Genomic DNA, 10,569 nt, shown 5'->3' with positions numbered 1-10,569 from the left:
AAATCAACCCGCAAACCGAGCCGGAAACTCCGCTCTTCCAAAGCCCGAAAAGTCTCAGTTCATTTGACGACGGACAGCGACATAGGTGAAATCGGATAACCACAGCATGTTCGGCGCGGGAGCGAAGAACTGTCGGTTCACCCGGTCTAGCGGGCATGGAGCGGACTTGTCCGACACGGTGGTTTTGACTGGCTTGCCGCGAATGACGCCTTGAAGCCCCATCATTCTCATAAGCCGAGCGACGGTGCAGCGGGCAACGTCGTAACCTTCTCGCTGCAACTGCCGCCAGACTTTGCGCACGCCATAGACCTGGAAGTTCTCGTTGAACACCCGGCGTATCTCGATCTTCAGGGCCATGTCGCGTCGGGTGCGGGCCGATAGGCGGTCCACGTCCGTGCGTTTGGCAACGACCTCATAGTAGGTGGACGGGGCAATCGGCAGCAGCCTGCAGATCGGCTCGACCCCGAGCACCGAGCGGTGTGCATCGATGAAGGAAATCATCGCTTCAGTGGGCGGTCGAGCTCCGCCTGGGCAAAATACGCAGAGGCCTTGCGTAAAATCTCATTCGCCTGACGAAGCTCCCGGTTCTCCCGCTCCAAAGCCTTTATCTTCTCCGCCACGTCACTCGGCAAACCTGCACGCTTGCCGCTGTCGACCTCGGCCTTCTTCACCCATTCATTGAGCGTATGCGCCGAGCAACCGATCTTGGCCGCTATGGAAGATACAGCCGCCCACCGGGAAGGATGTTCGGCTTCATGATCGGCCACCATTCGAACGGCGCGGGCGCGGACTTCAGAAGAAAATTTGTTCGTCGTCTTGCTTGTCATAGACCCTACTTCTCACGAGTTGGGGTCTCCGGCAAAGCCGGGGCGGTTCACACCTCCCTTATCGGCGTCCAATCTTGGCTCTGACGCAGTTTTGGTGGTGATGGATTTTATCCCGCGCCGATGACGCGGGCTTGGAGGAGATCAATTTTTCCGCGGCCGTACATCTGGCGTTTCACAAGTTTGAGCTTGGTGATCTGCCCCTCCGTCTGGCCGTTGGACCATGGTGAAGAGATCGCTGCGCTGACGGCTGCTCGGTCTCTAACGACACCGTTGGCGAAGGAGGCGACCAAGCCCGATCGAGCGCGTTCCAACCATGTATCGAGATCAGCGAGAGATTTCTTGCGGATCATGGCCTGGAAGGCGGCGATGACTTCCCGGGCCTCAACCAGCAGCGGCACGCCACCCTCAATCGCCGCAACCGTCACGGTCTCAGATTTGGAAAGGTCGTCGCGGCCGATGGTCATGAGACGCGCAATGGTCCTGGCCGAAGGCGCTCGGCTCAACGCGCCCGCATCGACCTTCTCTGCTTTTCGACGGCGTGTGGCCCACTCGGTGACAACTCGAAGACAGCCGCGGAACCCTTGGCTCTTGAGTTGCCGCCATAGCTCCGTTCCATTCCGGTTTCCGGCCGTCCATTGAGCGTCAAGCCAGGGCAGGTAGAGTTCAAGCGAGTTCTCACGGACGCGGAAGACATCCGAACGTTGACCACGCAGTACGCGTCGGACAAGGCCGCGACTGTATCCGGTCCGGCGCACGATCTCCTTGATTGTTGCTCCGGACTTGGCCATGTCGAGAATTGCGGCGTTGGTGTCTTCCCGTCGAAGATATCCCTCGTACTGGATCCTCTCGGCGGCCGTCAGCAGTTCGGGGTTGATCGTGGCCGCTCCGATCGCAGTTCGGATCTGGCGCATCGATTTGCGCACCGCATCGAGGAATGCCCGGCTGGCGTTCTCCATTAAGTGCCAGCGGTCAGCGACCTGGGTGGCGTGTGGCAACGCCTTGGCTGCAGCCGTCGCGTAACCACCGCCGCGGTCGCGAGCGACGATGCTGATCTGAGGTTGGTCCGAGAGCCAGGCCTGGGCCGTCGACGGCTCCCGATCCGACAGGAGAGCAATGGTTTTGCGCCGTTCCAGATCGCAGATGATGGTCCCATAGCGTTGATTTCGTCGCCACGCCCAGTCGACGATACCGATCAAGGTGGGTGGGACAAAGCGCGGACTGCCGCGTCGCCGCACGACGCGCAGCAGCGTATCGTTGCTGACCGGCAACATCAGCCTTTTGGCAAAGGTGGCCGCTGGCCTGCCACCCAGTGCAAGTCCGAGATGATGGACGATGTGGTCAAGCCTGGCGGTTCGCCGCGCCGAAGGCGCGAGAATGTCTCCGTCGAAGCGCTCGGCGAAGATTCGCCGACCGCATAGCAGTGCATCGCAGTGGAACCGGCGCGCTTCAATGACAAGCCGAACGGGCTTTCCCACCAAGGGCAGGTCAGCCAGGCGTCGTTGATATCGACTGTGGATTCGTTCCGACCTTGTTCCACAGATTGGGCAAAAGCTTGCTTTGCTCGTCGGCCGGACTGCGATCAACATGACGTCGTCATCAATGGCTGTATTGTCGACTATAAAGCCGCGAGGGACGAGCGTCGACGATCTGAGCGAATGGCCCATGGTATTGATTCCTTGCGTGAAACCAACATCAGCCAGCACTTGATTTCATCAAAAGTGATGGTGTGGAACGGCCCTTCGCACCGGCATCGGGGATGCCTACTGTGGTGACGCCAATCGCCACAAGACAGAAGGAACCGTTCCATGGAGAAGATTACCATAATCGGACTGGATTTGGCCAAGTCGGTCTTTCAGATCCACGCCATTACTGAAGACGGGCACATAGCTGTCCGCCGTGCTTTGCGGCGATCACAGGTCTTGGAATTCTTTCGTCACATTGAGCCATGCCTTGTGGGAATGGAGGCATGCGGGAGTGCCCACTACTGGGCCAACGCAATCGGCGAATTCGGCCATACGGTGCGGTTGATGCCACCGGCCTATGTTAAGCCCTACGTCAAACGCAACAAGACCGACGCGGCTGATGCAGAGGCAATCTGCGAGGCGGTCACGCGTCCAACGATGCGCTTCGTGCCCGTCAAGTCACCGGAAGAGCAAGCCGCTGGGATGGTTTTGAAGACTCGAGAGTTACTCGTGCGTCAGCGAAGCCAGACGGCGAATGCCATGCGGGGCCATATGGCCGAGCTCGGAATCATCGCCGCGGCCGGAATGACAAGTATTGCCAAGCTCATTGCAATTTTGCGCGACGATCAAGACGGACGTCTGCCGCACTCGGCCAAGGCGGCGCTTCTTGAAATGGCCGATCAGATCGAAAGGCTGACAGAACGGGTTGAGGTGCTCGACAGCAAGATTATCGCAGCAGTGAAAGCCGATGATGCCGCTCGTCGGCTGACGACGATCCCCGGCGTAGGACCTATTATTGCGGCAACTGTTCGTGCCGCCGTTCAGGATCCGGCGGCCTTTCGGACAGGACGGGATCTGGCTGCCTGGATCGGCATTACACCAACAGCAAACTCCAGCGGAGGGAAGGAGCGGCTCGGCAAGATCTCGAAGCGAGGCAACAAGCAGTTACGAACGCTACTGATTGTCGGAGCGACGTCGATCCTGAAACAGGCTCGCAGAGGTTCTAAGTTGCCCGGTTGGGTGGTGTCATTAATGGCACGTCGCCCCTACAAGGTGGCAGCCGTGGCGCTCGCCAACAAGATGGCGCGCACAATATGGGCGCTTCTCGTCAAGGGCGGCACATACCAAGCGCCGGCGATGGCAAAAGCATAGGCATAGGCATAGGCATAGGCATAGGCATAGGAACAGAATTCCCGGCGTTACTGCGTCGGGATAAAGTGGCAAGGTACGAAGTGTGATGAACCCGAGGGGCGATACCTCGATGTCGATCAGACCGTCTGACTCAATGCGCCTTCGAGCGCGAGAAAGTGATTAGGCGATCGACATCGCGGATCTCATCGTGGCCAGCGGTCAATGACCGCGCTGACAGGCCGGACATATGACTGCACCGTCCGACGGAGATTCATGCTGCCAACGCCTTGCTAACCGGGCCGTTCCACATATGAGTCAGAGCCCCGTTACGACGCCGATTGACAGTCTTAAACAGTGGAATGGTCTCGGATATCCAGCGATTTATCCTTCGACAAACGGGTCGGTTGTTCGAATCCATTCAAATCGAGGGAAGAGAAAGCTATGGACATCTCACGCGAATGCGTGGATTGATGAAAGCTTGCTCCTCTTGTAAGTCGTCCTGAAAGCCGGTCCACATGTTTATGTAGTCTCTCTAAATCATGTGTAGTTGTAGTAGAGAGTATTTGCGCGGGACAGGTGACGTTGCATCGCAGATCCTGCTGCCTCAGCATCATTGTTCCGGATAGCATCCAAAATAAGCTTGTGCTCCTCGATCGTTACTTGCTCTGCGCCTTTTACAACCACCATGTCCTGCTTGAATCGAGTCAGCCATACAAGCATGCCCGACACCGCAGCAGCTATAAGCGAATTGCCGCTGATGCCGGCGAGGATCTCGTGGAAGCGCATATCGGCTGCCACGAAAGCTGCCGAATCACCCTGCCGCGCTTGCATCTCCTTTATGCACTCATCAAGGAAACGGATGTCGTTGGCTGTTGCGCTCGTTGCGGCCATTCGCGCAAGTCCTACCTCGATCATAATCCGGGCCGACTTGAGATCTTCAAGACCTTTTGGGTTGTCGGCCAGGAGCATGATCATCGCTGCAGATATCTGATCGATGATTGCCTCGGGTGTAGGCTTGACGACGCGGGCACGTTCACCGTGCGAAATGCGGATCAACCCCATCTGCTGTAGCGTAAGCATCGCCTCGCGGATGGAGGGCCGTCCCACGCCGATCATCGCCATCAACTCCCGCTCAGAGGGGAGCTGTGATCCTGGCGGGAACTCCTTCGAGGCTATCGTCTCAATGAGGCGATCCAGTACGGACTGATACAATTTCTTCTTCTGAATGGGTTCCATTACGGCTCCGGGCGGCGGATCAGCGGCATGATCGGGTCACCATCACCAGTGGCCCAGCGGGTTTGTAACTATCAAATTTCAGGGCTGTGCGTCGACGCCTTATCTCAGCTTGCCATCCACGCCACCGCCGGTCCTCACCCTGCTGAAAAAATCGACTGTACCCATCTGCCCGCCTTTGAGAGCGAGCTGCAATCCGTCGATTTTAGGATCCTCGGAGCGGGCCACGTTGATGGAGGCCCCTGGCACGGTCGGCGCGAGTGCTTCAAGCGCCGTCACCCCCAGCTCCCGCGCTGCATGCCCAGACGTATCGCCGCCCGAGATCACTGCTCGTCGCAAGCCGCTCCGGGTCACGACACTGTGGAGGATCCGGCCCAGGGCCTGGCCAATGTTGCGATTTGCGTCGGCTGCCGCCGTGGCGCGGTTAGCAAGCCAGGTGCGGAACCGCTCTACGGCCGGATCATCAGGTCCCCGCGCCGTCGCAAGCAGCACATCCTGCCCACGCGTAAGCGCTTCCAGCATCTCGGTCACAATCCTTTCTTCCGCAGCGGGTGCATGGCCGCTCGCAAGATGACGTGGGTCGCCCTCGATCAGGTGAAATCCGCTTGCGGCTGCATTGGCGATCTGCTGCGCCGTCACCGGCGACACGGAAGCTGAAACAACCGCAATCGGACCTAGATCTCCGGCCGACGGCCGCGGAGCAACCGGGGGAATCATGCCTTCAGCGCGCCAATGGGCAACGAGCGCATACTCGATCCCTTGCGAGCCAAAGCACATCATATCAGCGTTGCGTCGCTGCCAAAGGATGCGCCCGATTTCGCGTTGATCGGCTTCAGAAACGCTATCCAAAGCAATGCCAGCTCGCCCCCTGCGTTCGGCTGCGGCAAAAACAGCATCCGCCTGTCCCAGATGCAGTTGATCTAGCCTTAGCGTTTCGATTGGCAGCCGGGTCTGCCGGGCAAGGTGTTGTGCAACATCAGCCTCGTTCATTGGCGTCACCGGATGGCGCGCCATGACGGGGTGGCGATCCAGCCGAAACACGCCATCGGGGGCCGCGGCAAAGAGGGATCCAAAGGCTTGATAGCGTTTTAGAGGGATTGCCGCGGGGTAAATTGGCATCAACCTTGTCCCCAATGTGGCGACGGCAATCTCCATGGCAGCGCCGATTGAGCCGATGTCTGGTGCCGAGTCGAGGGTCGAGCAGATCTTGTAGTGCAGAAGCGGCGCGCCTGTCTTCCGTAAAGCAGCAAACATGGCGGGGAGCTCTGCCTGCATCCATTGGGGGCTTTCAGAGCGGGCAGTGCCTGCGATCCCGATCCCCCGCATCTGCCCAAAGCGGGCGACCTGCTCGGGGGAGGGCGGATCAAGAAAGAGAATGGAAGGCAAGCCCGCAAAACTCAGGACCTCCATCACCGCAGCGGCGCCCGTAAAATCGTCACCATACCAGGCGATCAGCGGACCGGGCGGGAATTGCTCGACCTGCGTCATCTCTGGAACGCCTTCAAGGCAGCGGCCAACTCGGGATGGTCAAGGGCGTAGCCTGCGGCCGGAATGCCCGCCATCGCAGCATCCCAAGCCTGTCTTAGTCCCGCGACCCCTGCGGCAGGGCCCCCCGGATGAGCCATGATGCCACCGCCTGCTGCATGGATCAGGTCGGCGCTGCCAAGAGCTTGATAAGTGTCTTCTGCCTGGTGGACCGTCTGGCCGGAGGAAAATACCGGCATTGCCATACATGGTTTGCTGTCGAACATCGGGGCCAGGCATTCGCGAGCTGACGCAATGACGCTATCATCGGGTTCGGCAAACTTGTTGCGGAGGCCATTGCAATGCATGTGGTCGACCCCCGCCAGCCTCCAAAACTTCTGCCAGGCGATATAGGACCAACCCAGCATTGGCGCGCGGCTGAGATAGCCCCAACCGTTACGATGGCCGTGGATCGGCAACTGGCTGTGGCGCGTCAAACCCAGTAGCCCCGATAGGCCCACCGAATTCAGGCTTGCCATGACGCAGGTTCCACCCTCGGCAAGAACGAGATCGTGCCGGCGGCGCATCTGATCAACCTCGCCAGTCACGTTGAAGGCGAACATGGCTTTGCGTCCTGTCCGCTCAGCGTGAGCTCTGATCACCGGCATAACTGCCCGGACTCGCTCGTCGAAGGGACAATAGTGACCATCGGCCTGCAATTCGTCGTCCTTGATGAAGTCGATCCCCGCTTCTAGAAGCTGCGCCACGGCCGCTGCGGTTTCGGCAGCTGACAGCCCCACGCTTGGTTTGATGATCGTGCCGATTAACGGCCCTGAATCCACGCCGACTAGGCTGCGGGTGCCGGAAACGCCAAATTTTGGCCCGTCATAGGCGGCGGCGAAAGCCTCCGGCAGCCGGATGTCGAGGATCCGCAGGCCTGAGAATTGTTTCAGCTCGAAGAGATTGCCTGAGACGGTGGCCATCAGGCCTATGAGATCTGTGCCGATATTGTCGAGGGGCCAGGACAGGGTGACGCGAGCGCGACGGCATGCCGAGCCAGGCGCTGCAATTGATCCCGGAAGGCTGGGCGCCGCGACTTCTTCCATGAGCTCCAACGCCTCCACGCGCGCTGCCGAGCGTGCCTTCAGTTCCACCGTTTCCCCAGGAACGGGTGCGAAGGTGCCTGAAGATTGTTCGCCTGCCATTACCTCTGCTGCCTTTTCGGGATCCCCGGGGGTCTCGATCAGGTAGTCGGCTTCGATGCGCTCGAGCATCATGTCCTCCAATTGTTCAGTCCCTTGAGTCATTATACCAGCACATGACGCCTATCAAGCGGATCGTCCGCAGAAAGGCCGGAGAAGCTGGATATGGCGATGCCCAGCCGATTTGCGGAGGGGCCAGTCTTCAGTATTGACGAGAAAGTGATATAATGAGTATATGAGGTTAAGCGGCCGGGGAGGGTACCAGTGCAGACGAGGACGACAGCGGGATCCGTCATGGATGAGGGTGGGAAAGCAGTGGCTGACGCCATGGGTTCTGTCCTCCTCAGATACGGCAAGCTGCAGGCCGTCGCTGTCGCCGGCGATCTGCGCAGCCTTAGTTTTGACGGTGTCGAAATCCTGCGCGGCTTGAATGCGCCCCTGCGCGATGAAAACTGGGGTGTGGTTGAAATCGAGACGGTTCTGGAGGAGGCGACCGATCATTCTTATCGACGCCGGTTCAGGGGCAAGGTCGCACCCGTGGAGGGCAGCTTCAGCGTCGAGATGACCAACGAGCGCGAGTTGCGGGCGCTTTTTTCATTGAAGGCGCATGAGGCGGTCTTACTCAATCGCGCCGGTCTAACGCTTCTGCATCCGATCAAGGAAGTGGCGGGAAGCTGCCTCACCCTTCGCCATCCGGACGGTGGATCAACTCAGGCTGCTTTCCCTCTCAAAATCGCCCCGGCTCAGCCTGCGATGAACATCGCTGGAATGGCGTACGCCATCGGCGCTTTGTCCGTCGATATCCAGTTCGAAGGCGACGTGTTCGAAATGGAGGATCAGCGCAATTGGTCAGACGCATCCTTCAAGACCTATTGCCGGCCACTGACACTGCCGCGTCCATTCGTGCTTGAGCGCGGCCAATCTGTCGACCAGTCCATCGTCATCGGCATTTCTGGCGAAGTTGCCAAGGTGGAAGCCTTTCCGCGTGCCGAGGCTGAGCGCGTTCGGCTGCCGCAAGTGCTATTAGCGCATGATGCAGGATCGCTGCCGGTCAGCAAGGCTGGGCCGCTTCTGTTGCGGGTCTTCCCAGAGACCACGGACGATGATTTCACCAGAATAGAAGGCATGCCAGTCGGCGGCGTCGAAGTGGTCTTTGATGCGGTTTCCGACCTGCAGGCGACCGTCTTGCGCCTGATCGAGCACTATCCTCAACTTGGTCGGCTGACGGCACTCCCACGGCCCTACCTGAAGAGCTATCAACCTGAGGGGCCGTGGCCTGAGGGGCCGAGACCATCCGACGTCTTGCCCGTCCTGCGCAGGCTCCTGCCAGGCATTGCCTTGGGCGGTGGCAGCCTTACCCATTTCACGGAAGCCAATCGCTGCCCGCCTGCCAGTGATGCGGACTTCATCACCTTCGGCAATAGTGCCATTGTTCACGCAGCTGATGATCGCTCCATCACCCAGACCCTGGAGGCCTTGCCCGACATTTTCGCCTCAGCGGCAGCGCTCCTGCCGGCCAAGCCGCTTCATCTGGGTCTATTCTCCATTGCCATGCGGTCCAATCCCTATGGCGATGGATTAGCGGCCAATCCTCACGGCCGGCACATGACGATGACCAATGCGGATCCGCGGCAGAAGACAGAGTATGCGGCGGCCTATGCGGCTGCAGTCCTCGCGCTCGCTGCCAAGGCAGGTTGTGCAAGCATAGCGTTGGCAATGACTTCGGGACCGCTCGCAGCGGCCGGGCCGCTTGCCCACGTCGTGCAGTTCGCTCAGCAAACCGCGGGGGCCACGGCGGATGTCATCGTCGAGCCCGACAAATGGAGCCTCATGACCGAGCGGGGCGGGTATAGCGTCACTGCTGATGCAAAGGGCAGCCTCAGTCTCGCCTACCATTTTGGCAATGACGCTACGTTGGACGATGGTCAATGACGCGCCGCGGTGTTCTCATCGGCTGTGGGTTCTTCGCACGCAACCATATGCTGGCCTGGCGCGACCTTCCAGACGTCACGATTGTCGCTGTGTGCGATCTCGATCCCACCAAGGCTGCGGCATTCGCAGAGGAGTTCGGGGCCCGGGCATATCGCGATGCAGCTCAGATGCTCAAGGAGATCCGCCCCGACTTCGCCGATATCGCCACCACGGTGAGCTCTCATCGGAGTTTGGTCGAGTTGGCAGCCGACCATGGCTGCGCCGTTATCTGCCAGAAGCCGTTCGCAGCAGACCTGATCGATGCGCAGGCCATGGTCGACGCGTGCACACGCGCGGGCGTGGAGTTGCTCGTCCACGAGAATTTTCGCTGGCAGGCACCAATACGTCGCATCGCGGAGCTCATAGACAGTGGTGCCATCGGCCAGCCGCAGTTCCTGCGGCTGAACTTCCGCCATGCCTTTGATATTTATGCCAACCAGCCGTACCTGGCGCAGGTCGAAGATCTGGCGCTGTCGGATGTCGGGCTGCATCTCTTCGACGTTGCACGTCGATTGTTTGGTGAGGTGACCCGCATCAGCTGCGAGGCCCAGCGCCTCAATCCAAACGTCACGGGCCAGGACGCCTTCCTGGCACAGATGCGGCATGCAAACGGGGCTGTTGCCAGTGTTGAATGCAGCTTCTTCAGCCATTATGCACCCGACAGGTTCGTACAGACACTTGCGTTAGCCGAAGGCGACGAAGGCTCCATTGAGCTTGGCGATGGCTACCGCTTGCGGCTGCATCGCCGGGGTAGGTGCCTGGAGGAGGTGTTGGAGCCGCCGATCCCATCTTGGGGTGCGCGGCCCTGGAACCTCGTACAGGACTCCGTCATCGCGTTTCAACACCATGTTCTTGACGTGCTGGCCGGACGCGCAAAGGCACAACCTTCTGGCGCCGACAATCTGGAAACTCTGAGGCTCACCTTCGCGGCCGTGCAGTCAGCCAGGAACGATGGGCGGCAAATGAAGCTCGCTGCCAGGGGGGAGGAACCGCCGGCAGCCTGATCAGCCATGCGGATGGAGCAAAGGGCCACCCTCCGCAGGGGCCATCTCGGCCCAA

Annotated in this window: 7 protein-coding genes, 1 pseudogene and 1 other annotated feature; of the genes and pseudogenes, 3 read left to right on the top strand and 5 right to left on the bottom strand. The window is 59.7% G+C overall.

The window, feature by feature from the left end; genetic code table 11:
* Positions 1 to 75 precede the first annotated feature (75 nt).
* Positions 76 to 827: pseudogene (locus AKG11_RS33930) on the bottom strand (IS3 family transposase); the annotation flags it as partial.
* Positions 427 to 543, bottom strand: a sequence feature (AL1L pseudoknot). (Overlaps the previous pseudogene by 117 nt.)
* 107 nt (positions 828 to 934) lie before the next feature.
* Positions 935 to 2,491, bottom strand: coding sequence for an ISL3 family transposase (locus AKG11_RS30050; protein ID WP_050746609.1), 1,557 nt, complete (start codon positions 2,489 to 2,491; stop codon positions 935 to 937).
* 141 nt (positions 2,492 to 2,632) lie between these two features.
* Here AKG11_RS30050 and AKG11_RS30045 point away from each other — a divergent pair, with 141 nt between their 5' ends.
* Entirely contained in the window at positions 2,633 to 3,661 is a 1,029-nt protein-coding gene (locus AKG11_RS30045) for an IS110 family RNA-guided transposase (protein WP_050746605.1), read from the top strand.
* Between the two features lie 516 nt (positions 3,662 to 4,177).
* On the opposite strand, the gene nanR is transcribed toward AKG11_RS30045, so the two are convergent.
* From nanR to AKG11_RS30030, 3 genes are all read right to left on the bottom strand, one after another.
* Entirely contained in the window at positions 4,178 to 4,876 is a 699-nt protein-coding gene (gene nanR / locus AKG11_RS30040) for a transcriptional regulator NanR (protein ID WP_050746604.1), read from the bottom strand.
* A gap of 99 nt (positions 4,877 to 4,975) precedes the next feature.
* Positions 4,976 to 6,361: a four-carbon acid sugar kinase family protein gene (locus tag AKG11_RS30035; RefSeq protein WP_050746603.1), complete on the bottom strand. Its 1,386-nt coding sequence runs from the start codon at positions 6,359 to 6,361 to the stop codon at positions 4,976 to 4,978.
* Positions 6,358 to 7,611, bottom strand: a complete 1,254-nt coding sequence (locus AKG11_RS30030) for a ribulose-bisphosphate carboxylase large subunit family protein (protein ID WP_050746608.1) — start codon at positions 7,609 to 7,611, stop codon at positions 6,358 to 6,360. The genes AKG11_RS30035 and AKG11_RS30030 overlap by 4 nt, the downstream gene beginning before the upstream one ends.
* A gap of 243 nt (positions 7,612 to 7,854) precedes the next feature.
* Between AKG11_RS30030 and AKG11_RS30025 the strand changes: the two genes are divergently transcribed.
* Both AKG11_RS30025 and AKG11_RS30020 read left to right on the top strand, forming a co-directional pair.
* Positions 7,855 to 9,471, top strand: coding sequence for a D-apionate lactonase family protein (locus tag AKG11_RS30025; RefSeq protein ID WP_156334175.1), 1,617 nt, complete (start codon positions 7,855 to 7,857; stop codon positions 9,469 to 9,471).
* The gene (locus AKG11_RS30020; protein ID WP_050746601.1) at positions 9,468 to 10,514 is read left to right on the top strand and encodes a Gfo/Idh/MocA family protein; all 1,047 of its coding nucleotides are present in this window, start codon (positions 9,468 to 9,470) and stop codon (positions 10,512 to 10,514) included. The genes AKG11_RS30025 and AKG11_RS30020 overlap by 4 nt, the downstream gene beginning before the upstream one ends.
* Positions 10,515 to 10,569 lie beyond the last annotated feature (55 nt).

It is taken from the genome of Shinella sp. SUS2, from assembly GCF_001262505.1.
Taxonomy (GTDB): domain Bacteria; phylum Pseudomonadota; class Alphaproteobacteria; order Rhizobiales; family Rhizobiaceae; genus Shinella.
Note: the sequence above shows the minus strand (reverse complement) of the source record. Positions and strands in the feature narration are given on the sequence as shown.

Excerpts from the sequence above, each read along its gene's own strand:
- AKG11_RS30045 (WP_050746605.1), top strand. The coding sequence starts at position 2,633 with ATGGAGAAGATTACCATAATCGGACTGGATTTGGCCAAGTCGGTCTTT.
- AKG11_RS30030 (WP_050746608.1), bottom strand. The coding sequence starts at position 7,611 with ATGCTCGAGCGCATCGAAGCCGACTACCTGATCGAGACCCCCGGGGAT.
- AKG11_RS30050 (WP_050746609.1), bottom strand. The coding sequence starts at position 2,491 with ATGGGCCATTCGCTCAGATCGTCGACGCTCGTCCCTCGCGGCTTTATA.
- AKG11_RS30035 (WP_050746603.1), bottom strand. The coding sequence starts at position 6,361 with ATGACGCAGGTCGAGCAATTCCCGCCCGGTCCGCTGATCGCCTGGTAT.
- AKG11_RS30020 (WP_050746601.1), top strand. The coding sequence starts at position 9,468 with ATGACGCGCCGCGGTGTTCTCATCGGCTGTGGGTTCTTCGCACGCAAC.
- nanR (WP_050746604.1), bottom strand. The coding sequence starts at position 4,876 with ATGGAACCCATTCAGAAGAAGAAATTGTATCAGTCCGTACTGGATCGC.